At 68.5% G+C, this 19,260-nt stretch carries 25 protein-coding genes; 9 read left to right on the top strand and 16 right to left on the bottom strand.

Annotated features, from left to right (window positions below; all coding sequences use genetic code 11):
• Nucleotides 1-39 precede the first annotated feature (39 nt).
• The 5 genes from ACGFI6_RS15855 to ACGFI6_RS15835 form a co-directional block, all read right to left on the bottom strand.
• Nucleotides 40-396, bottom strand: a complete 357-nt coding sequence (locus ACGFI6_RS15855) for a DoxX family protein (RefSeq protein ID WP_393119007.1) — start codon at nucleotides 394-396, stop codon at nucleotides 40-42.
• Nucleotides 397-406: 10 nt separating this feature from the next.
• Nucleotides 407-1,231 carry a GNAT family N-acetyltransferase gene (locus tag ACGFI6_RS15850; RefSeq protein ID WP_393119005.1) on the bottom strand — a complete coding sequence of 275 codons (825 nt, stop codon included), beginning with the start codon at nucleotides 1,229-1,231 and terminating at the stop codon, nucleotides 407-409.
• A gap of 115 nt (nucleotides 1,232-1,346) precedes the next feature.
• Complete coding sequence (locus tag ACGFI6_RS15845) at nucleotides 1,347-2,615, bottom strand: MFS transporter (RefSeq protein ID WP_393119003.1); 1,269 nt, start codon at nucleotides 2,613-2,615, stop codon at nucleotides 1,347-1,349.
• Between the two features lie 40 nt (nucleotides 2,616-2,655).
• Entirely contained in the window at nucleotides 2,656-3,300 is a 645-nt protein-coding gene (locus tag ACGFI6_RS15840) for a VOC family protein (RefSeq protein ID WP_393119002.1), read from the bottom strand.
• On the bottom strand, nucleotides 3,297-3,461 hold the full coding sequence (locus tag ACGFI6_RS15835; protein WP_393119000.1) for a CopG family transcriptional regulator: 165 nt from the start codon (nucleotides 3,459-3,461) through the stop codon (nucleotides 3,297-3,299). Before ACGFI6_RS15835 ends, ACGFI6_RS15840 begins: the two co-directional genes overlap by 4 nt.
• A gap of 53 nt (nucleotides 3,462-3,514) precedes the next feature.
• On the opposite strand from ACGFI6_RS15835, the gene ACGFI6_RS15830 reads away from it, so the two are divergent.
• The gene (locus ACGFI6_RS15830; RefSeq protein WP_393118998.1) at nucleotides 3,515-3,886 is read left to right on the top strand and encodes a VOC family protein; all 372 of its coding nucleotides are present in this window, start codon (nucleotides 3,515-3,517) and stop codon (nucleotides 3,884-3,886) included.
• 6 nt (nucleotides 3,887-3,892) lie between these two features.
• On the opposite strand, the gene trxA is transcribed toward ACGFI6_RS15830, so the two are convergent.
• The gene (gene trxA / locus ACGFI6_RS15825) at nucleotides 3,893-4,228 is read right to left on the bottom strand and encodes a thioredoxin (RefSeq protein ID WP_393118996.1); all 336 of its coding nucleotides are present in this window, start codon (nucleotides 4,226-4,228) and stop codon (nucleotides 3,893-3,895) included.
• The gene (locus ACGFI6_RS15820) at nucleotides 4,225-4,593 is read right to left on the bottom strand and encodes a MerR family transcriptional regulator (RefSeq protein WP_393118995.1); all 369 of its coding nucleotides are present in this window, start codon (nucleotides 4,591-4,593) and stop codon (nucleotides 4,225-4,227) included. The genes trxA and ACGFI6_RS15820 overlap by 4 nt, the downstream gene beginning before the upstream one ends.
• Nucleotides 4,594-4,657: 64 nt before the next feature.
• Here ACGFI6_RS15820 and ACGFI6_RS15815 point away from each other — a divergent pair, with 64 nt between their 5' ends.
• Nucleotides 4,658-5,164: an NUDIX domain-containing protein gene (locus ACGFI6_RS15815; protein ID WP_393118993.1), complete on the top strand. Its 507-nt coding sequence runs from the start codon at nucleotides 4,658-4,660 to the stop codon at nucleotides 5,162-5,164.
• Here the strand turns inward: ACGFI6_RS15815 and ACGFI6_RS15810 are convergent.
• Nucleotides 5,145-5,693 (bottom strand): nucleosidase, encoded by a 549-nt coding sequence (locus ACGFI6_RS15810; RefSeq protein ID WP_393118991.1) that lies wholly within the window; start codon nucleotides 5,691-5,693, stop codon nucleotides 5,145-5,147. The genes ACGFI6_RS15815 and ACGFI6_RS15810 overlap by 20 nt on opposite strands.
• A 30-nt stretch (nucleotides 5,694-5,723) precedes the next feature.
• A complete protein-coding gene (locus tag ACGFI6_RS15805) occupies nucleotides 5,724-6,197 on the bottom strand; it encodes a MarR family winged helix-turn-helix transcriptional regulator (RefSeq protein ID WP_393118989.1) in 474 nt (157 codons plus the stop codon).
• 141 nt (nucleotides 6,198-6,338) lie between these two features.
• Between ACGFI6_RS15805 and ACGFI6_RS15800 the strand changes: the two genes are divergently transcribed.
• A complete protein-coding gene (locus ACGFI6_RS15800) occupies nucleotides 6,339-6,962 on the top strand; it encodes a hypothetical protein (RefSeq protein WP_393118987.1) in 624 nt (207 codons plus the stop codon).
• A 12-nt stretch (nucleotides 6,963-6,974) separates the two neighbouring features.
• Here the strand turns inward: ACGFI6_RS15800 and ispG are convergent, their stop codons facing one another.
• The 4 genes from ispG to ACGFI6_RS15780 are packed head-to-tail and all read right to left on the bottom strand — an operon-like array spanning nucleotide 6,975 to nucleotide 11,487.
• On the bottom strand, nucleotides 6,975-8,123 hold the full coding sequence (gene ispG / locus ACGFI6_RS15795; protein ID WP_393118985.1) for a flavodoxin-dependent (E)-4-hydroxy-3-methylbut-2-enyl-diphosphate synthase: 1,149 nt from the start codon (nucleotides 8,121-8,123) through the stop codon (nucleotides 6,975-6,977).
• 6 nt (nucleotides 8,124-8,129) lie between these two features.
• Nucleotides 8,130-9,437: a M50 family metallopeptidase gene (locus ACGFI6_RS15790; protein WP_393118983.1), complete on the bottom strand. Its 1,308-nt coding sequence runs from the start codon at nucleotides 9,435-9,437 to the stop codon at nucleotides 8,130-8,132.
• Nucleotides 9,434-10,645, bottom strand: coding sequence for a 1-deoxy-D-xylulose-5-phosphate reductoisomerase (gene dxr / locus ACGFI6_RS15785; RefSeq protein WP_393118981.1), 1,212 nt, complete (start codon nucleotides 10,643-10,645; stop codon nucleotides 9,434-9,436). The genes ACGFI6_RS15790 and dxr overlap by 4 nt, the downstream gene beginning before the upstream one ends.
• 17 nt (nucleotides 10,646-10,662) lie before the next feature.
• A complete protein-coding gene (locus tag ACGFI6_RS15780; protein ID WP_393118980.1) occupies nucleotides 10,663-11,487 on the bottom strand; it encodes an FHA domain-containing protein in 825 nt (274 codons plus the stop codon).
• A 97-nt stretch (nucleotides 11,488-11,584) separates the two neighbouring features.
• On the opposite strand from ACGFI6_RS15780, the gene ACGFI6_RS15775 reads away from it, so the two are divergent.
• The 6 genes from ACGFI6_RS15775 to ACGFI6_RS15750 all read left to right on the top strand — a co-directional run bounded on the left by ACGFI6_RS15775 (nucleotide 11,585) and on the right by ACGFI6_RS15750 (nucleotide 15,384).
• Nucleotides 11,585-12,286 carry a type 1 glutamine amidotransferase gene (locus ACGFI6_RS15775; protein ID WP_393118978.1) on the top strand — a complete coding sequence of 234 codons (702 nt, stop codon included), beginning with the start codon at nucleotides 11,585-11,587 and terminating at the stop codon, nucleotides 12,284-12,286.
• Nucleotides 12,287-12,325: 39 nt separating this feature from the next.
• Nucleotides 12,326-12,901, top strand: a complete 576-nt coding sequence (locus ACGFI6_RS15770; protein ID WP_393118976.1) for a DUF1707 domain-containing protein — start codon at nucleotides 12,326-12,328, stop codon at nucleotides 12,899-12,901.
• A complete protein-coding gene (locus tag ACGFI6_RS15765) occupies nucleotides 12,898-13,383 on the top strand; it encodes an NUDIX domain-containing protein (RefSeq protein WP_393118974.1) in 486 nt (161 codons plus the stop codon). Before ACGFI6_RS15770 ends, ACGFI6_RS15765 begins: the two co-directional genes overlap by 4 nt.
• Nucleotides 13,384-13,435: 52 nt before the next feature.
• Nucleotides 13,436-14,611, top strand: coding sequence for an acyl-CoA dehydrogenase family protein (locus ACGFI6_RS15760; RefSeq protein WP_393118972.1), 1,176 nt, complete (start codon nucleotides 13,436-13,438; stop codon nucleotides 14,609-14,611).
• Nucleotides 14,612-14,679: 68 nt separating this feature from the next.
• Nucleotides 14,680-14,964, top strand: a complete 285-nt coding sequence (locus ACGFI6_RS15755) for a DUF6458 family protein (RefSeq protein ID WP_393118970.1) — start codon at nucleotides 14,680-14,682, stop codon at nucleotides 14,962-14,964.
• A 36-nt stretch (nucleotides 14,965-15,000) separates the two neighbouring features.
• On the top strand, nucleotides 15,001-15,384 hold the full coding sequence (locus tag ACGFI6_RS15750) for a nuclear transport factor 2 family protein (RefSeq protein WP_393118969.1): 384 nt from the start codon (nucleotides 15,001-15,003) through the stop codon (nucleotides 15,382-15,384).
• Here the strand turns inward: ACGFI6_RS15750 and rny are convergent.
• The 3 genes from rny to ACGFI6_RS15735 all read right to left on the bottom strand — a co-directional run bounded on the left by rny (nucleotide 15,365) and on the right by ACGFI6_RS15735 (nucleotide 19,238).
• Nucleotides 15,365-17,005 carry a ribonuclease Y gene (rny, locus tag ACGFI6_RS15745; RefSeq protein WP_393118967.1) on the bottom strand — a complete coding sequence of 547 codons (1,641 nt, stop codon included), beginning with the start codon at nucleotides 17,003-17,005 and terminating at the stop codon, nucleotides 15,365-15,367. The two genes, ACGFI6_RS15750 and rny, sit on opposite strands and share 20 nt — an antisense overlap.
• Nucleotides 17,006-18,194: 1,189 nt before the next feature.
• A complete protein-coding gene (locus tag ACGFI6_RS15740) occupies nucleotides 18,195-18,671 on the bottom strand; it encodes an Rv0909 family putative TA system antitoxin (protein WP_393118965.1) in 477 nt (158 codons plus the stop codon).
• Between the two features lie 174 nt (nucleotides 18,672-18,845).
• Nucleotides 18,846-19,238 carry an MmcQ/YjbR family DNA-binding protein gene (locus tag ACGFI6_RS15735; protein WP_393118963.1) on the bottom strand — a complete coding sequence of 131 codons (393 nt, stop codon included), beginning with the start codon at nucleotides 19,236-19,238 and terminating at the stop codon, nucleotides 18,846-18,848.
• Nucleotides 19,239-19,260: the final 22 nt, after the last annotated feature.

Below are 19,260 nucleotides of genomic sequence, written 5' to 3'. Positions count from 1 at the left end.
GGTGATGCTCTCACCACTCACCCAGCAGTCACCGACAGGTCACTCGCGGGCGGCCTTGAGCGCCCAGCGGATGAGCGGGAGCTGCAGCGGCAGCCGCGCGTAGGCGATCGCCCGGGCCCTCGGCGGCGCGTGCCGCAGGTCGGCCGCCATCTGCACGTTGGCCGGGAGCAGCGCCACCAGCAGCCCGGCGCTCGCCAGTCCGGCCAGCCGGCGTGTCCGCGGGTGCAGCAGTCCCGCCGCGCAGGCCAGTTCCGCCACGCCGGACGCGTACACGAGCTCCTTCTTCCGCGGCAGCATCTTCGGCACGATCGCCTCGAACGGCTCGGGCCTCACGAAATGCAACGTGCCGAGCACGCCGAACAGGACCGATAGACCCTTGGTAGTCGCAGAAGGCATGCGTCGGAGCTTAGAACAGGATGGTGGCGAAAGTTTCGACGGTACGGAAGCCGACCCGTTCGTAGGCCGCCCGCGCCGGGAGGTTGAAGGCGTTCACGTAGAGCGTGACGACCGGCGCGATCTGCCGGGCCAGCTCGACCACGGCGGCCATGCCCGGCGCGGCCAGGCCCCGGCCGCGGTACTCCGGGTCGACCCAGACGCCCTGGATCTGGCAGACGCCGGTACCGACCGAGCCGACCTCGGCCTTGAACACGACCCGCCCGTCCTCGATCCGCGCGAACGCCCGCCCGGCGCGGATCAGCTCCGCGACCCGGGATCGGTAGAACGTCCCGTCCGGTCCGGTCTGCGGCGGTACGCCGACCTCCTCGGTGTACATCGCCACGCAGGCCGGGTACAGGATCGGCAGCTCGACCGGCTCCACCGCGCGGACCAGCGGATCCGGCGCGATCGACGGCGAACCCTCGATCACCATGAACGGCTGGTCGTCGCGTATCTCCCGGGCCGGGCCCCAGTGCGGTTCGAGGATCGTCCAGAGCTGATCGACCGCGCGGGCCTGACCGAGGATCTGGAAGCAGTTCCGCCCGCGGCGCATCGCGTACGCCGCGAACGCGCGCAACGCCGACTCGTCCGCACCGACCGGCACCATGTTCCCGCCGGCGTGGCAGAGGGCCTCCAGCGCGCCCTTCTCGACGTACCCCCAGACCTCGGCACCGCGCCGCGGATCGAGTCCGGACGCCTGCACGAGGCTGTCCACGAACACGTTCACCACCGGATCGCGGGCGATGACCGCGCGCGCCGCCGCGAGGTCACGAGGACCGAGAACCCGTACGCCCACGCGCAGAACCTAGCGGATGATCGCACCAGAGGCATGCAACGGGCTGGATTCCGGACCTCCGACACTCACCAACCCGGCTCCTCGGGCGCCGGCCGACGCCCCCTGAGCGGGTCGTCTACGAGAGGTCGACGGTTGCTGAGTGGCGTGGTTCCGCGGCGATCCGGCGCAGTGGCGAGGTCCAGGCGACGATGACGCCGGCGCCGCCGCACAGGCCCATCACGACCATGCCGGTCCGCGGGCCGTAAGCGTTGCCGAGCAGTCCGCCGGCCACCGATCCGAGCGTCCAGCCGACGCCCCAGGACAGCATCCGGCCGGCCGTGTTCACCCGACCGAGGAGGTTCTCGGGCGTCACCTGCTGCCGGTACGACACCGCGTTGACGATCACCAGTACGTACGCCGAACCCCACACGAGCAGGCCCAGCGCAGCCACGATCCAGTGCGGCGACAGCGGTGTCAGCACGCCGAGGAGCGCAGACACCGGCAGCGCGTAGAGCGTGATGGCGGCCGGCGACGTCCGCTTCAGCAACCGCGGCAGGCTGAGCGCGGCGATCAGCCCGCCGATCCCCCACACGCCCCAGACCAGTCCGAACCGGAGTCCCGACGTACCGATGTGCAGGACGCGGTCGCACCAGACCACGATCAGCGCCATGAAGCCGCCGCCCGCGAAGGACTGGATGCTGCCGACGATCGTCATCGTCCGGACGCCGGCATGCCGGATCAGGTACCGCAACCCGTCCCGGATGTCGTTCAGCACCACCCGCGGACGCAGCGGCGGACGCCCTTCCCGGGACTCCGACATCGCCCTGACGATCCCGCGGACGGCGAACGCGGACGCCGCGAAGCTCAGCGCGTCGAGCGTCAGCAGACTGGCCGGATCGAGCACGCCGAGCAGCAGGCCGGCCGCCGGCGGAACGAACAGCTCGATCAGGCTCGACGCCGTCCAGACCGCCGAGTTCGCCTGCGCGACGCGGGCGCGGCCGACGAGGACCGGCAGCGCGCCGAAGTTGGCGCCGTCGAAGAACGTGAAGACCGCTTGCACAGTGAACGCGACGGCCAGCACTTGGACGACGGTCAGCACACCGAGCAGATGCGCAACCGGGACCGATCCGACCAGTACTGCGTTCACGCAGTCCGCCGTCACCATCACGCGCCGCCGGTTCCAGCGATCAGCCAGCGCACCGGCGAACAGGCCGGCCAGCAGGTACGGCGCGGACTCGAGCGCGGTCACCACCGCGGTCAGGACAGTCGATCCACTGAGCCGGTAAACCAGCACAGGCAGCGCGATCGCCGTGACCATCGACCCCGTGACGGACAGCGCCCGCGCCAGCCAGTACCGCCGGAAATCCGCATCGTCGCGCAGCCGCGCGGGCGCCCCCATCGTCATGACCGGCATCGTGCAACTTCAGGCCCGGTTGAGGTCAAGCTCACCTGTGCACCACGACGAGTTGGCCGTCCGGGTCCACGATCTCCAGGCCGGACTCGTTACGCGTCACCTGCGCGTCGGCCAGGCGGCTCTGCACGTCGTCGAGGTCCTCGGCCGTGGTCAGGTCGAGCCGGACCGCGAACTTCCCGTCGGCCGGCCCGAAGCGCACCGAGCTGTCCACACCGAGCCCGTCGAGAAAGCGTCGCCAGCTCGGCTCCTCGGCACCGCTCAGGTACGGCGTGACGGTCCAGCGTTCGTCCGCCTCCGGGTTGTGCAGCTTGTACCCGTACAGGTCGTCGGTCCGTTCGTCGACCCAGATCACCACGCCGTCGGGCCCCGTGACCGACAGGACCCGTCCGTACGCCTCGTCGAAGACCGTCGCGTCGACGAACCCGACCTGCTCGAGCCGGTCCTTCAACTCGTCGATCTTGTCCGCCTCGAACGACAGCGTCGTCTGTCCGGGCCGGCCTCCGGTCGAACTGGAGGCCGCGTCGTGCAGCGCGACCATCCCGCGGCCCGCGAGCATGTCCACCCAGCCGCCGCGCTCGGACTCGATCCGCGATCGCAGCCCGAGTCGCTCCAGGAACGCCCGCATCGCCTCGACGTCGGCCGTGAACCGCAGCGGCCTGATCACCACGTCGTTCATCCTCGTGCCTCCCCATGGTTGTCCAGGTACTCCGCCAGCGCCTGCTCGACGAGCGCGGACAGACTCGCCGCGTCGTCGATCGCCTTGTGCTTCACCCGCCGCACCAGCTCCGGCGGCAGATACACGTTGAACTGCACCTTCTTGCCAGCACCATCCGCCATGGCTATATTGCTAGCATCCTAGATGGGAACCGGTCAACCGAGGAGACTCTGCAATGAACATCCGCTTCGACCACCTGGGTCTGCTGACCGACAGCCGCGCCAAGAACCAGGAGATCGCCGACTTCTTCTCCGGCATCCTCGGTCTCGAGGTGTCGGGCAGCGCGGGCGAGGGGTACGCCGAGGTACGGGCCGGCGCGACGACGATCGCGCTGCACACGGGCGCGATGGTGGACGACTTCGGGGCGCTCGGCGGGACGCTGCTGCAGTTCAGCAGCGACGACGTCCGCGCCGACGTCGAGGAGATCCGCAGCCGCGGCGGCAAGATCGCCCTCGAGCCGGTCGACACGGACTGGGGCACCACGTCGGCGTACGTCGCGGGGCCCCACGGCGTACTGGTCGAGCTTTCCCAGAACCGCCCGCAGTAGATCCGGTCAAACAGCAGTCAGCAGGGCGTCGTCCAGTTCCTTGAGGAGTTTGGCCTTCGGGCGGGCGCCGACGACGGACCAGATCAGCTCGCCGCGGTGGAACAGGGCGAGGGTGGGGAGCGCCATCACCCGGTAGTTCGCGGCGATCGAGGGGTTCTCGTCGGAGTTGAGTTTCACCACGGTCAGCTGCTCGTTGCGCTCGGCACCGATCTGGGCGAGCACCGGGGCGATCTGGTGGCACGGCGGGCACCACTGCGCCCAGAAGTCCACCAGCACAGGCTTCTCGGACCGCAGGACCTCCTCGTCGAAGGTGGCCTCGTCGACACTGCGTAGCTCGGTCATGATTGCTTCATCCTCCAGCTCTCGGCATCGGTCAGGAGGTCGGTCAGCCGGGCCCGCAGATCGGTCAGCTCGGTGATCCGCCGGTCCACCTCGGCGATCCGGGTCCGGTACGCCGTCAGCGACGCCGGGCAGACGTCCGCCCGCGCATTGCCGGCCCGCAGGCACTCGATGAACGGGTACGTCTGCTCCGCGGTCAGCCCGAGGCTCAGCAGCGCCTTCACCTCACGCACCACATCCACGTCGTCCACGTCGTACGACCGGTAGCCGTTGGCCTCCCGGCGCGGCTTGAGCAGGCCTTGCGACTCGTAGTACCGCACCGCCTTGACCGTCACACCGGCCTCGGCCGCCAGATCGCTGATCCGCATCCCGCCTCCTTCACCCCGACGCTAAACCTTGCCCTCAGGGTCAAGGTCAAGCCAGCATAGAACGATGCACCTCGGCACCTTCCGGAATCCCGCTCTACGAGCCGGCGGCCGCACGATCACCCGTACCGCCGTCCGCGGTGTGCTCTTCCGGGACTCCGAGCTCCTGCTGCTCGCGTCGCGGCACGGCGACTACAAGTTCCCGGGCGGCGGGGTGGAGCCTGGGGAGTCGTTCGAGCAGGCGCTGCGGCGCGAGTTCCGCGAGGAGTGCGGGTACGACGGGGTGCTCGTGGGGCCGGAGCTGGTGTCGATCCGCGAGGAGGTGCCCGCCGTCGATGTGGACTACGACGTGTTCGCGATGACGTCGTACTACTTCAGCTGTTCAGGCGGCGTACCGAGCAGCGATCAGGAGCTAGAGGCGTACGAGGCCGACCTGGAGCTCACGCCGGTGTGGGTCACAGTCGCTCATGCCCTGGCCGTGAACCGGCAGGTGCTCGCGAGCGGTGTCGGCGTGATGCGGTGGCTGGAGCGCGAGATCGCCGTACTGGAGTGGCTCAGCGAGCGTTCTCGCTGACCCACTCCCCCAGCACCTTGGCGCTCGCGTCGACGAGCGCCGGCCAATCGAGTGCAGCCTCGTCCGCCGAGTCCGACACGTGCTTCACGACGCGGACGGGTACGCCGTGCGCCTGGCATGCGTACACCACGCCGTACGCCTCCATGTCCACCAAGTGCGCGCGTTCGGCCAGCCGCACCCGCACCACCGGGTCGGTCACGAAAACATCCCCGGAAGCCAGCACCGTTCCGTCGCCGCCCTCGACGGGCAACTCGTCCCGCGGATCCAGCCCGATCGCTCGCACCGCCTCTGCGTTCACGTCGTGATTGATCACGGTGCTCGGGAGAAACAAGCCCGACAACCCGTCCCGCAACGCCCCGGTCGTCCCGACGTTCAGCACCACCAGGTCAGACGTGTCCCGCTCGGCCAAGGCCCGGCTCACCGCTACAGCAGCCGCCGTCTTCCCGACGCCGGTCACCACGACCGGCAGGTCCTCGGGGACATACCGAGCCTCCCCCGCGACCGCGGCGACAATCAGGTACCGAGACATCGAGCTCCTCTGTAGCGCTCCGTGGTGAGGTCAGCCGGCCTGTGATTCGCGTTCGGCCGCGAGGAGCTTACCCATCAGGGCGATGAACTGGCGCCGTTGCGCGGCGGTCAGCGGTTCCAGGACCCGCTCCTGGACGTCGTCGATCACCTGGTCGAGCTCCACGAGCTGCGCGATCCCCGCGGGCGTGATGGTGACGATGTTGCGCCGCTTGTGCCTGGGATCGACGGACCGCTCGACGAGCCCGCGCGACTCGAGCTCGGACAGCGCTGCCGTGACATCACTGCGATCGATGCCGGTGCCACGACCCAGGTCCGCCTGGCTCGCGGGGCCCCACTCCTCGAGCGCCGCCAGGAGCCGGTAGTGGTAGCTGCGCAGACCGTGGCCGGACGACTCGAACCCGGCGGCGAGCAGACCTGACGAACGAGCGAAGGTCCGGCTGATCAGCCAGGTCGGACGGTCCTTGACGCGATCAGGAGTACGGCTCGGCGCGTGGTCCATGGACATGGGGAGACGATATCAGTTGTTGGCGTGGCCAACACTTGCTATGTTGGCGGTACCAACACTCAAACTCTGGGAGACCGGCTCATGGACGCAGCAGGCACGCGCAGACCCGAACGCATTCTGGTCATCGGGAGGAGCCCGGGCGTGCTCCTCGACGCAGTCGGCCTGCTGCGGGCCAAGGGCTTCCAAGCGGACGCGACGAACCAGTTCGACGAGGTGCTGACGGCGTACGACACCACCGGTCTCGATGTCGTGGTGTTCGGTGGAATGGTTCCGGCGAACGCCAAGCAGCACCTCCGCGAGGCGATCTCGGCGGGCAACGACCACGTCACGTTCGTCCAGGGGCTCGCCGGAATCGCAGGCCTGATCGCCGCCCAGGTCGAGAGCGTCACCTCGGCTGCCCCTGACGACAACGCAGACGGCGTGGCCTACGACACGAAGCAGCGAGCTGTGCGACTCACCTTGCGAGAGCCGGCCCGGGTGGTCGTCGAGGCCTGGTGGGCCACGTCCTTCACACCTCCCGAACCCGCGAGCACCTCACTGCGCCTGGTCGATTCCCACTTCGGCCCCGGCGAGCACGTGGTTCCGCTCCCCGCCGACGTACCGACCGTCGCGTCATTCGTCACCGCATCCGTGGGCGCGGCCGTCCACGCGTTCACGGTCGGTGCGATGCCGGCCGCAGTACGACGCATGGCCCCGACCGGCGCCCCCGGCGAACCGCCCGCACTCCCACCGGTCAAACCAGTAGCAACCCACACCGAGCGCTGACGGGCCCTGGCTTCAGCTGACGGAGACGGTGGGTTCGCCTGGTTCTGTGGTTTCCATCTGCTCGGCGATGCGCATGGCTTCTTCGATCAGGGTCTCGACGATGGCGGCCTCGGGGACGGTCTTGATGACCTCGCCCTTGACGAAGATCTGGCCCTTGCCGTTGCCGGAGGCGACGCCGAGGTCGGCCTCGCGGGCCTCACCCGGACCGTTCACGACGCAGCCCATGACGGCGACCCGGAGCGGGACCTCCATGCCCTCGAGACCGGCGGTCACCTGCTCGGCGAGCGTGTAGACGTCCACCTGGGCGCGACCGCAGGACGGGCACGAGACGATCTCGAGCTTGCGCTCGCGCAGGTTCAGCGACTGCAGGATCTGCAGGCCGACCTTGACCTCCTCGACCGGCGGCGCGGACAGCGAGACCCGGATCGTGTCACCGATCCCCTTCGACAGCAGCGCACCGAAGGCCACCGACGACTTGATTGTGCCCTGGAAGGCCGGCCCGGCTTCGGTCACGCCGAGGTGCAGCGGCCAGTCGCCCTGCTCGGCCAGGAGCTCGTACGCGCGGACCATCACGACCGGGTCGTTGTGCTTCACGGAGATCTTGAAGTCGTGGAAGTCGTGCTCCTCGAACAGCGACGCCTCCCAGACGGCCGACTCGGCCAGCGCCTCGGGTGTCGCCTTGCCGTACTTCTGCAGCAGCCGCGGGTCGAGCGAGCCCGCGTTCACGCCGATCCGCAGCGACGTCCCGTGGTCCTTCGCGGCCTGCGCGATCTCCTTCACCTGGTCGTCGAACTTGCGGATGTTGCCCGGGTTCACCCGGACCGCCGCACAGCCCGCCTCGATCGCGGCGAAGACGTAGCTCGGCTGGAAGTGGATGTCGGCGATCACCGGGATCTGCGAGTGCCGCGCGATCTCGGGCAGCGCGTCCGCGTCCTCCTGCCGCGGGCAGGCGACCCGGACGATGTCGCAGCCGGCCGCGGTCAGCTCCGCGATCTGCTGCAGCGTCGTGTTGACCTCGTGCGTCTTCGTCGTCGTCATCGACTGCACCGAGACCGGTGCGTCCCCACCGACCAGCACCTTGCCCACCTTGATCTGGCGGGTCTTGCGGCGCGGAGCGAGGGTCGGTGGCGGCAGCGCGGGCATGCCCAGGTTGATGCTCATCTGTCCTTATCCGTTGAACAACTTGATGGGATTCACGATGTCGGCGATGACCAGCAGGACGCCCATCACCACGATCACACTCGCCGCGACGTACGCGATCGGCAGCAGCTTGGCCACGTCGACGTACCCGGGATCCGGCCGGCCGAACAGCTTGGCCAGGCCGCGCCGGATGCCTTCCCAGATGGCGCCGATCATGTGGCCGCCGTCCAGCGGCAGCAGCGGGATGAAGTTGAACAGGGCGAGGAACAGGTTCAGCGAGGCGAGCAGCAGGATCAGCGTCGCGGCCTTCGCACCGACGTCGAGGTCACTGGCCGCGATCTCGCCCGCGACCCGGCTGGCGCCGACGACGCTCATCGGGCTGTCCTGGTCGCGCTTGCCGCCGACGATCGACTTCGCGACGCCGACGAGCTTCTCCGGGAACCGGCCGAGGGCCTGCACAGTGGCCGTCGTGGTGGTGCCCATCTTGCCGAGCGCGTAGCCGACGCTCTGGCGTTCGAGCTTGTTCTCCGGGGAGACGCCGAGGAAGCCGACCGAGACGTACTTGTCCGAGGTCGGGGTGTCCAGCACCTGGTTGACGATCGTGTTCGTGTGCAGGGTGACCTGCTGACCGTTGCGCTCGACAACGATCGTGGCGGGCTTGTCGGTGTTCGCCCGGATCAGCGGGGTGAGCTGGTCCCAGCTGCTGATCTGGGTGCCGTTGAACGCGAGGATCTTGTCGCCGACCTGGAACCCGGCCTGCTTCGCGGGCGACTCCTTGTCACCGGTCTCGCACTTGCGGTCCGGCTTCGCCTGGTTCGCCGGGATCACACAGTCGGTGACGGTGGAGATGGTGGTCTGCGGCACCCGGTCGCCGTACAGCGTGAACAGCCCGGTGAACAGCATCGCCGCGATCAGTACGTTGACCAGCGGCCCGGACGCCATCACGATCAGCTTCTTCCACCAGACCTTCTGGTAGAAGAGCCGGCCGTCGTCCTCGGGCGCGATCGTCTCGTACTCCGCGGTGCGCGCGTTCTCGACCATCGACTGGATCGGGCCGGTGTTCGCCTTCCGGACCTTGGTGGGGTCCTGGCCCTTGGCGGGCGGCATCATGCCGATGATCCGGACGAAACCGCCGGCCGGGATCGCCTTGATGCCGTACTCGGTCTCGCCGCGCTTCACCGACCACAGGGTCCGCCCGAAGCCGACGAAGAACTGCGTGACCTTCATCCCGAACGCCTTCGCCGGGATCATGTGGCCCATCTCGTGCAGCGCTACGGAGATCAGCACCCCGAGCACGAACAGCACGATGCCGAGGATCGTCAGAAGCGCGCTCATCCCTGCTTGGTCTCCTGTACTCCAGTGATCTCACGAGCCCGGGTCCGGGCCCACGCGTCCGCGGCCAGTACGTCGTCGACGGACAGTTCCTCGTACGAGGGTACGTCGTGATCGGTCAGTACCCGGGCCACTGTGTCGACGATCGCCACGAACGGCAGCCGGCCCTCCCGGAACGCCTGTACGCAGACCTCGTTCGCCGCGTTGAACACGGCCGGCGCCGTACCGCCCCGGGAGCCTGCCTCGCGGGCCAGACCGACCGCCGGGAACTCGGCGTCGTCGACCGGCTGGAACGTCCAGGTGCTCGCCTCGGTGAAGTCCCACGGCCGGGTGGCGTCCGGTATCCGGTCGGGCCAGCCGAGGGCGAGCGCGATCGGCACCGTCATCGTCGGGATCCCGACCTGGGCGATCGTCGCGCCGTCGGTGAACTCGACCATCGAATGAATCGCCTGCTGCCGATGGATCACCACATCGATCCGGTCCATCGGGATGCCGAACAGCAAGTGCGCCTCGATCAGCTCCAGGCCCTTGTTCACCAGCGTCGCGGAGTTGATCGTGACGACCGGGCCCATCGCGAAGTTCGGGTGCTCGAGGGCCTGCTCGACGGTCACGTTCGCGAGCTCGCTGCGCGGCTTGCCGAGGAACGGACCGCCGCTCGCGGTCAGCAGCAGCCTGCGAACCTCGTCCGGCGAACCGCCGCGCAGGCACTGCGCGATCGCGCTGTGCTCGGAGTCGACCGCGACGATCTGGCCGGGCTTGGCGCGCCGGGTGACGATCGGGCCGCCGATCACCAGCGACTCCTTGTTGGCGAGCGCGAGCGTGTTCCCCGCGTCCAGCGCCGCCAGTGTTGCGTGCAGGCCGATGGATCCGTTGATGCCGTTGAGTACTACGTCACACTCCGTCGCGGCGAGCTCGCTGGCGGCGTCCGGCCCGGTGACGATCTTCGGGATCCGGAACTCGCCCTGCGCGTACCCCTTCCGCTGCGCCTCCGCGTAGAACGCCAGCTGCAGGTCCTGCGCGACCGTGGCCTTCGCCACCGCCACGACCTCCACACCGAACTCGAGCGCCTGTTCCGCCAGCAGCGCGACGTTGTCACCGCCCGCGGACAGCGCGAGCACGCGGAAGCGGTCCCGGTTCCGCCCGATCAGCTCGAGTGCCGTGGTACCGATCGAGCCGGTCGAGCCCAGGATGACGACGCTGCGCGGGTTCACGACGCCATTGTTCCAGGTCAGGACAGCAACAGCCGGAACGGGAGTCCGCCGAGCCGGATCTCGTCGCCGTGGACCACCATGGCGGTCTGGATCGGTACGCCGTTCAGCTGCGTGCCGTTGGTCGACCCCAGGTCGCGTAGCTCGTAGCTGGCCGCGTCGATGCGCAGCAGCTCCGCGTGGTGCCGGCTGACCTCCTGCCGATCCAGGATCAGGTCACAGTCCGGGGCACGACCGATACGGACCAGGTCCAGGAGCGGTACGACATCACCTTCCGCCCCGACCAGTGCGGGCTGCGGACCCGTCTCCAGCGCGGCAGCGATCTCTGCGACACCAGCGGTCCGGATGGACAGCGAGACGATCACGTCGTCGCCCTTGTCCACATGCAGGTTGTGCTGGGCGCCGTACCCCTGCAGCAGATCCCCGTGCTCGTCTACGACCACAGCGGACACGTGGTAGTACCCCGGAGGCAGCTGTGCGTACGCGGCTGAGCCGAGCGAGGTGGTGAGCACCACGGCGTCGTACTCACGGTGACTCACATCGGTGATCGTGATGAGCACCGGGTTGTTGGCTGTGAGATGCGCCTCGGCGCCGGTGTCCCCCGGTGTGAACTCGACGGTGATCATCGGGGCCGGACGGACCTCGTCCAGCCCGACCAGCCGGTCGACCGCGGGGACTGTGCCGGTGGGGATGACGAGCGGCACGTACTGACCGTGGGACCGGATCAGCACGTCCAACTGCGGCCGCGACCACCCGTTGCGGCGGGCAAGCAGGTACGCGTTGACCACACCCTTGCCGAAGATGAACGCCACATCTCCGACAACGGCGCGCACGAATCCACTCACAGGCTCCATCGGCACCCCCAGTGCATCAGTATCCCGGAATCACGACGCCGGTACGGCAGTGCGCAGCGTGTCACCGGTGCCGCCGTACCGTTGTCCAGTGACCACCGTCTTAGTGATCGAGAACGACCGTGAGAGCGGACCGGGACGGCTGCTCGGCTGGCTGGCCGCCCGGGGCATCTCCCCGGTCCTGGTCCGCGCCTGGGACGGTGAACCCGTACCCGCGAGTGTGGACGGGCATGCGGCCCTGATCATGCTCGGCGGCGGGATGCTGCCGGACGAGGACGAGCGGTCGCCGTGGCTGCCTGCGGAGCGCGCGCTGCTTCGTGATGCGCACGGGAAGGTGCCTGTGCTCGGGATCTGTCTCGGGGCGCAGTTGCTGGCGCACACGTTCGGTGGCGAGGTCTTGGGGAAGCACGGGCTGCCAGAGAAGGGCGTGACTGCGTTGACGGTGCTCCCGGGCGCTGAGGACGACGTACTGCTGGCCGGGCTCCCGTCGTCTGTGCTGGCGGTTGAGAGTCACCAGGACCAGATCACTCGGCTGCCGGAGGACGCGGTGCTGCTGATGTCCAGTGAGCGCTGTCCGAACCAGATGCTGCGGATGGGGCAGAGCTGGGGTGTGCAGTTCCACCCCGAGGTCGAGGCAGAGCGGGTACGGCGGTGGAGTCCGGAGCGGCTGGTGACGCTCGGGTTCGACCCGGTTCAGGTGGTGGCGGACGCGGACCGGTACGCCGCCGACCTGGACAAGACGTGGTCCCTGGTTGTCGGCCGCTTCCTGGACCTGGCGAGCCGCGCCGAATGAGGTTCTGCTCCGACCTGTAGCGGCGCTACCTTTGGGTTCATGAGTCTGGAGCAGCCGCCGCCCGGTCACCGGGCATCCGACAACGACCGCGAGCGTGCCGCCGCCGTGGTCCAGGAAGCGCACACCGACGGGCGGCTGGACTTCGAAGAGCTGGACGAGCGGCTGACCCAGATCTACACGGCCAAGACCCAGCTCGAGCTCCGCAACGCGACCGCCGACCTGGTGCCGGTCGCGCACGGCAGCGCGCAGGAGCTGACCCTCCGCGCGAAGCACAGCGCCCAGAAGCGTGAGGGCGCCTGGACCGTCCCGGAGCGGCTCACCGCGATCGCCGAACACTCCTCGGTGAAGCTCGACTTCACCGACGCCCTGGTGCACTGGGCCGAGATCCACGTCGACGCACACGCCAAGCACAGCTCGGTCGTGATGGTGATCCCCGAAGGCTGGAGCGTCGACATCGACCAGGTGGACATGGTCCACAGCACCGCCAAGAACAAGGCCGTCCCACCCCGAGCCGGCGGCGTCCGCCTCCGAGTCACCGGCCAAGCCCGCCACGGCACCATCACCGTCCGCCACCCCCGCAAACACCACTGGTGGTGGCCCTGGTACCGCAAATGAGCGCGGTCCCGTTCGAGGAGACGTACGTAGGCAACCTCCGCCAGTCCGTCGGCACCCAGCGACTGATCACCCCCGGCCCACGCGCCGTCATCATCGACAGCGCGGGCGACGTACTCCTGGTCCGCCGGTCCGACGACGACACCTGGGTGATGCCCGCGGGCGGGCTCGAGCTGGGCGAGTCGATCTGGGACGCCCTGGTGCGTGAGGTGCAGGAGGAGACCGGCCTCGTCGTCGAAGCAGCAACGCCGATCGCGCTGTACACAGGTCCGCAGTACTGGTTCACCAACGCCTACGGCGGTGAGCACCAGATGTTCGCGGTGGTGTTCCGGGTGGATCGCTGGAGCGGCTCCTTGCTCGCCGAGACCGACGAGACGCGAGATGCGCGGTTCTTCGCCCGCGACGAACTGCCGCCGCTCCGGCCGGTCTACCAGGAGACCCTCGCCGACCTCGATGCTTTCGACGGGGTGCTGATCGTGAAGTAGGTGTGGCCTTCCACACCACGTCGCCGCCGCTCGCAGCCGCTAGCGTGAGCGTATGGGTGCTTCTTTGGATTTGGTGGATGTCGACTCGTTACTGACGTCGGAAGAGGTCGACGTGCGGGGGGCTGCGCGGCGGTTTGCTGATGAGCGGTTGCGGCCGTCGTTGCCGGAGTGGTTCGAGTCGGGTTCGATCCCGGCGCGGGAGCTGGCGAAGGAGCTTGGGGCGCTCGGGTTCCTCGGGATGCACCTGACCGGGTACGGATGCGCCGGCCTCGGCCCGGTCGCGTACGGGCTCGCCTGCCTGGAGATCGAGGCGGCCGATTCGGGCATGCGATCCCTGGTGTCCGTGCAGGGATCCCTGGCGATGTACGCGATCTGGAAGTACGGCAGCGACGAGCAGAAGAACGAGTGGCTCCCACAGATGTCCGCCGGCGAGGCGATCGGCTGCTTCGGGCTGACCGAGCCCGACTTCGGCTCGAACCCGGCCGGCATGCGCACCAACGCCCGCCGCGACGGTTCCAGTGACACCGACGACTGGATCCTGAACGGATCGAAGATGTGGATCACCAACGGCTCGGTCGCCGACGTCGCCGTGGTCTGGGCCCGTACCGAAGACGGCGTCCGCGGCTTCGTCGTCCCGACGTCGACCCCCGGCTTCTCCGCACCCGAGATCAAGCAGAAGATGTCGCTCCGCGCATCCGTCACCTCGGAGCTGGTCCTCACCGACGTCCGGCTCCCGGCCAGTGCGATGCTGCCCGAGGCCCGTGGTCTGTCCGGCCCGCTCGGCTGCCTGAACGAGGCCCGGTTCGGCATCATCTTCGGCGCGATGGGCGCCGCGCGGGACTGCCTGGAGACCGCGATCGCGTACGCCGGTGAGCGGATCGTGTTCGACAAGCCGCTCACGTCGTACCAGCTGACCCAGGCGAAGATCGCCGACATGGCCGTCGAACTGAACAAGGGCATCCTGCTCGCCGTGCACCTCGGCCGGCTGAAGGAGAAGGGCACGCTCCGCCCCGAGCAGGTGTCGGTCGGCAAGCTGAACAACGTCCGCGAGGCGATCGCGATCGCCCGCGAGTGCCGCACCATCTTGGCCGCGAACGGTATCAGCGGTGAGTACCCGATCATGCGGCACGCCAACAACCTCGAGTCGGTCCTCACCTACGAAGGCACGTCCGAGGTCCACCAGCTCGTCATCGGCCAGGCGCTCACCGGGCAGTCGGCGTTCCGCTGACGATTACCGTCCGCCCATCCTGGGCACGGGGAGTGAACAGGTACACCCCGTCCTCGGAAGGAGCAGGTATGCGGATCGGCCCCGGACTCACACTTGTCGTGGTGGGCGCCGTCCTTGCCTTCGCCGTACGTGACACGTTCCACGCAGTGGACCTGACCGCCCTCGGGATCATCATCATGCTCGGCGGCGCGGCAGGAATCTGGCTGACCTACCGGCTCTCCAACCGGACCCGGCACGGTGACGAGGAAGTCCTCGAACCCGACGTCGAGCGGCAGTACAGCATCAAGCCGCCGCAGCAGCGGATCGCCGACGAGCCGATCGACGTCACGCCGCGGACTCGTTCGAGAAGGTAGTGGCTCCTCGGTGCGAACCGGGTGCACCATCAATTCATGGACCGCAACCGCGAACTGCTCGAACGCCTCTGGCGATCCGACGGTGAACTCGTGCTCTCGGCGGAGGCCGAGCACGAGATGCGTACGGAGGACTACATCCTGGAGATGCCGCAGTCCGGCGAACGCATCGTCGGGCGCGACCCCATGCGTGCGATGCAGCAGGAGTATCCGGACCCGCCGTCGATCCAGATCCTCCGCATCAGCGGCTCCGGCGACAACTTCGTCGTCCTCGGCCGGTCGGACTACAGCGGCGACGTGTACTACGTGGCGAACGTCGTCGAGTTCCGCGACGGCCGGATCGCCCGCGAGACCCGGATCTACGGGGCTCCCTTCGACCCGCCCGCGTGGCGGGCGAAGTACGCTACTTCGCCACCTCAGTAGCGCGGGACTCACGCACGACGGTGACCCGGATCTGGCCCGGATAGGTCAGCTCTTCCTCGACCTGCTTCGCGATGTCGCGCGCCATCACCTGCGCCGCGATGTCGTCGACCGCGTCCGGCAGCACCATCACCCGGATCTCGCGGCCGGCCTGCATCGCGAACACCTTCTCGACGCCGTCGTGGTGCATCGCGATCTCCTCGAGCCGTTCGAGCCGCTGCACGTACGCCTCCAGCGACTCCCGCCGCGCGCCCGGCCGGCCACCGCTCACGGCGTCCGCCGCCTGGGTCAGCACGGCCTCGACGGTCCGTACCTCGACCTCGTTGTGGTGCGCCTCGATGCAGTGCACGACGTCGTCGTTCTCGCCGTACTTCTTGGCGAGTTCCGCGCCGACGATCGCGTGACTGCCCTCGGACTCGTGCGTGAGCGCCTTGCCGATGTCGTGCAGGAACGCGCCACGCTTGCACAGCTTCGGATCGAGCCCGAGCTCGGCGGCCATCATCCCGGCGAGGTGGGCGGACTCGACGAGATGCTTCAGGACGTTCTGCCCGTACGAGGTCCGGTACCGCAGCAGGCCCATGGTCCGGATCAGCTCCGGGTGCAGATCGGTGATCCCGACGTCCGCCATCGCGTCCTCGGCGGCCCGCTCGCACAGCTCGGCGACCTCGCCCTTGCTGCGCTCGTAGATCTCCTCGATCCGGCTCGGGTGGATGCGCCCGTCGAGCACCAGCGAGTCCAGCGTCAGCCGGGCCGTCTCGCGCCGGACCGGATCGAAGCATGAGAGCAGTACGGCTTCCGGGGTGTCGTCGATGATCAGGTTCACGCCGGTGGTCTGCTCGAACGACCGGATGTTGCGGCCCTCGCGGCCGATGATCCGGCCCTTCATGTCGTCGCTCGGCAGGTGCACGACCGACACCACGGACTCGCTCGTCTGCTCCGACGCGAGCCGCTGCACCGCACCGGTGATGATCTTGCGCGCCTTCGTCTCGCCCTCGTCCAGCGCCTGCCGCTCGATGTCGCGGACCGTCGCGTGCGCGTACCGCTTCGCCTCGTCCTCGATCGAGGCGACCAGTTCGGTCCGCGCCTGCTCGGTGGTCAGGTTCGCGACGCCTTCCAGGATCCGGCGGCGTTCGTCCTCGAGGTCCTTGATCTCCTGCTTGCGCTGCGCCAGTTCGTCCAGCTGCGCGGTCAGGTCGGTCTGCCGCTCCTCGATCGCGCGGTGCTGCTCGTCGAGCCGCTCCTCGCGTTCGGTCAGGCGGTGGTCGCGGCGCTCCATCTCCAGCCGCTGCTCGCGCAGGTCGTCCCGGATCGACTGCGCCTCCGTCTCCGCCTCGCGCCGTACGTCCGACGCCCGCTGCTCCGCGTCCCGCCGCACCTCGGACGCCCGGTCCTCCGCATTGCCGCGGATCTCCTCTGCGCGCCGCTCAGCCGCCTCGGCGCGAGACCGCAGTACGGCGGCGTCCTCCTCGGCCTGCCGGCGTACCTGCTCGGCGGCGGCCTCGACCTCATGCTGAGCGGTCGACGCCTCGGCGGCCTTCCGGCGGGAGAGAGTGAGGCCGATCCAGGCCAGCAGGCCCGCGATCAGCAGTCCGATCAGGGCCAGGCCAACAGACATCGCTGTCATCGCCGTCTCCCCTCTCCGTCGAGTCCCAGGCGGGACTGTGGCCATCGGTCGAAGGGACTCGCCACCGGATCGCTGATATCGAGGTACGGCGGTGCCGGCACCACCTCAAAAGCGGGGGTGCCAGGTTCAGCCGTTGACGACGGTATCGCCATGCTCGCGCTGCTTGCGCCAACTACGTGGTGGCCGCAGGTGCGGCTGTCCAGCGTTGCCTGCCTCGCTTGCTCACCGTGGTCGCCGCCGACAACGCAGAGACCACGGTGACGCCGCTCGCACCCTGTCGGCCAGTGCAGCCCAGATTTACGTGCGGTGCCGTCTATCCGACCGCGCTACACGGCGCCGTCGTCCTTCCTTCAGCTCGCTTGAGCGTAATTGCGTCTCTCCCGGCCGGTCGCCTGGTTCACCGACCCGCCGGTGCTTGTTCGTGGTGGTTACATCCCTTCCTGATCCCGAGGCTAAGCGCGCCCCACCACCCGGTCAAGACGGACACTCACTCGCCACCAACCGATCACACCCACCGCACACCAGGAGACCACCTCACGGACTGGTCTGCCCCAAGCCAGGTCACCCCGCAGCAAAGTCCCGGATCACCCCCACTAGCGCCACCAGGAACCCACCCACAGTCAACGCCATCGTCAGCCGCTCGTACCCAGCCCCAGCAGCCTTCGCAGTCACCGCGCGCCCAGGCAACGGTTGCGACTCGACCCGCACCCCCACCAAACCCTCAAAGTCATCCCGCGGCCACATGAACGTCGGCAGGCCGCCAAACCTGCTCCCCCGCACCAGTCGAGGCAGACCCCGCTTGTACCCGACGTGATAGTCACAGGTGCCCGTTACTCCTCGCACGATCCACAGGCACGGCCGATGCTTGGTGGTCTCCACTCGGCACCGGGTCAGGCGCAGCGCCGCGATATAGAAGAGGAGGATCGCAGTGAACGTCGCGGTCGCTGTCCAGTCGTTCGCGTACGCAGACAACGCAGTGAGCCCGAAGAGCAGCAAGCCCCAGGACTTGAATCGGGTGCGTGTACGCCGTCGCGATCTACCCACCGTCCCCCTCCCCGAGGGTGACAGTTTATAGTCGACCGTTTACACAGTGCGATTATTACGGCGCGTCGGCTTGACATGCGCCCCGCATCTGCTCGCAATGCTCGGCTGTTTGCTGTCCCCTCGGATCCAGGAGGCGGGCGGTCAGCTACTGCTGGCTGGTGGCTGTGCTGCCGGGAGACGTTCCCTCGGTCGTTGAGCCGGCGGAACTACTGGGCGTCGCGGCCGGGTCGGGTGCAGGCCCACCGGCGACCACAGGTCCAGCCGCCGTACTCCCAGCATCCGACTGACCTGCCGCCGGACTGTCGGTCTGGTCTGGCGCGCTCGCGGTGCCTGTTTGGTCGGCTGCCTCGGCCGGACCATCGGACTGGGCGCTCTCCGCCGTACCGGCGGTGCTGGTGTCGGAGGTGGTGTCCGCAGGCTGCGCCGGCGTCTCTTCGGAGGTCTGGTTGTCGACGAAGCTGCCGACCTTCTGCTGCACCGCGTCGACCTTCTCCGCGTACTTCCCGCCGGTCTGCTTGTCGATCAGGTCGCCGGCCTTCTCGACGCCGGCCTTGATCTTGTCCGGGTTCTGCTTGACGACATTCCGGAGCCAGTTCTTCGCCTGTTCCTGGAAATCGTTCATTGCACCCTCCGCGGTGTCTGGGGCGGATCGACGGAAAATCCCAGCCTACGGACCGGCCCAAGTACCGGTCCTACTTCGGATAACACACCGTCACGCCGCACCCGTCAACGCCCCTCGCCGCACCCCACGCCCCGAACCCACCTGACGCTGCGTGACAGGCCTGCGCGCCAACGGCTACTTGCTCGCCAGATGAGCCTTCGCGACGTCCGCCGGCGCATGCACCAACCACGCGTCCAGCAACGCCTCCTCCAGGACGCCGTCGGGCACCACATCCAGCTCAACAAGCACTGCCGCGTACCCGTTGAAATGCGGAATGGTGAAGAACCCGTCCCCCGCCCGCGCCGCGAGCACGGCCTCCTTCTCGGCAAGATCCTCGACCGACAAGGCCAGGATCGGCCCCTGCGGCGGCGTCTCGTCGCCGAACCGCTTCAGATCAGCCTTGCTGAACGGCCGCTCCCACGCGTACCCCTTGCCCCCGACCGCCCACGTCCGCCGCCCGTACTTCGTCGTCTCCTCGGTCTCCGGCAGCCCACCCACGACCCGCTCAACGTCCTCGAAGCTCGCCATACCGCAGACGCTACTCCCGACA

The organism is Kribbella sp. NPDC048928 (assembly GCF_043197975.1).
GTDB lineage: Bacteria > Actinomycetota > Actinomycetes > Propionibacteriales > Kribbellaceae > Kribbella.
The sequence above is the reverse complement of the archived record's forward strand: the minus strand, read 5'-3'. Positions and strand labels throughout refer to the sequence as shown.

What these genes read in the sequence shown, in the direction of transcription:
- ACGFI6_RS15855 (WP_393119007.1), bottom strand. Translation starts at nt 396, where the DNA reads ATGCCTTCTGCGACTACCAAGGGTCTATCGGTCCTGTTCGGCGTGCTC.
- ACGFI6_RS15845 (WP_393119003.1), bottom strand. Translation starts at nt 2,615, where the DNA reads ATGACGATGGGGGCGCCCGCGCGGCTGCGCGACGATGCGGATTTCCGG.
- ACGFI6_RS15840 (WP_393119002.1), bottom strand. Translation starts at nt 3,300, where the DNA reads ATGAACGACGTGGTGATCAGGCCGCTGCGGTTCACGGCCGACGTCGAG.
- ACGFI6_RS15835 (WP_393119000.1), bottom strand. Translation starts at nt 3,461, where the DNA reads ATGGCGGATGGTGCTGGCAAGAAGGTGCAGTTCAACGTGTATCTGCCG.
- ACGFI6_RS15830 (WP_393118998.1), top strand. Translation starts at nt 3,515, where the DNA reads ATGAACATCCGCTTCGACCACCTGGGTCTGCTGACCGACAGCCGCGCC.
- trxA (WP_393118996.1), bottom strand. Translation starts at nt 4,228, where the DNA reads ATGACCGAGCTACGCAGTGTCGACGAGGCCACCTTCGACGAGGAGGTC.
- ACGFI6_RS15820 (WP_393118995.1), bottom strand. Translation starts at nt 4,593, where the DNA reads ATGCGGATCAGCGATCTGGCGGCCGAGGCCGGTGTGACGGTCAAGGCG.
- ACGFI6_RS15815 (WP_393118993.1), top strand. Translation starts at nt 4,658, where the DNA reads ATGCACCTCGGCACCTTCCGGAATCCCGCTCTACGAGCCGGCGGCCGC.
- ACGFI6_RS15810 (WP_393118991.1), bottom strand. Translation starts at nt 5,693, where the DNA reads ATGTCTCGGTACCTGATTGTCGCCGCGGTCGCGGGGGAGGCTCGGTAT.
- ACGFI6_RS15805 (WP_393118989.1), bottom strand. Translation starts at nt 6,197, where the DNA reads ATGTCCATGGACCACGCGCCGAGCCGTACTCCTGATCGCGTCAAGGAC.
- ispG (WP_393118985.1), bottom strand. Translation starts at nt 8,123, where the DNA reads ATGAGCATCAACCTGGGCATGCCCGCGCTGCCGCCACCGACCCTCGCT.
- ACGFI6_RS15790 (WP_393118983.1), bottom strand. Translation starts at nt 9,437, where the DNA reads ATGAGCGCGCTTCTGACGATCCTCGGCATCGTGCTGTTCGTGCTCGGG.
- ACGFI6_RS15770 (WP_393118976.1), top strand. Translation starts at nt 12,326, where the DNA reads ATGAGTCTGGAGCAGCCGCCGCCCGGTCACCGGGCATCCGACAACGAC.
- ACGFI6_RS15765 (WP_393118974.1), top strand. Translation starts at nt 12,898, where the DNA reads ATGAGCGCGGTCCCGTTCGAGGAGACGTACGTAGGCAACCTCCGCCAG.
- ACGFI6_RS15760 (WP_393118972.1), top strand. Translation starts at nt 13,436, where the DNA reads ATGGGTGCTTCTTTGGATTTGGTGGATGTCGACTCGTTACTGACGTCG.
- ACGFI6_RS15755 (WP_393118970.1), top strand. Translation starts at nt 14,680, where the DNA reads ATGCGGATCGGCCCCGGACTCACACTTGTCGTGGTGGGCGCCGTCCTT.
- ACGFI6_RS15750 (WP_393118969.1), top strand. Translation starts at nt 15,001, where the DNA reads ATGGACCGCAACCGCGAACTGCTCGAACGCCTCTGGCGATCCGACGGT.
- rny (WP_393118967.1), bottom strand. Translation starts at nt 17,005, where the DNA reads ATGACAGCGATGTCTGTTGGCCTGGCCCTGATCGGACTGCTGATCGCG.
- ACGFI6_RS15740 (WP_393118965.1), bottom strand. Translation starts at nt 18,671, where the DNA reads ATGAACGATTTCCAGGAACAGGCGAAGAACTGGCTCCGGAATGTCGTC.
- ACGFI6_RS15735 (WP_393118963.1), bottom strand. Translation starts at nt 19,238, where the DNA reads ATGGCGAGCTTCGAGGACGTTGAGCGGGTCGTGGGTGGGCTGCCGGAG.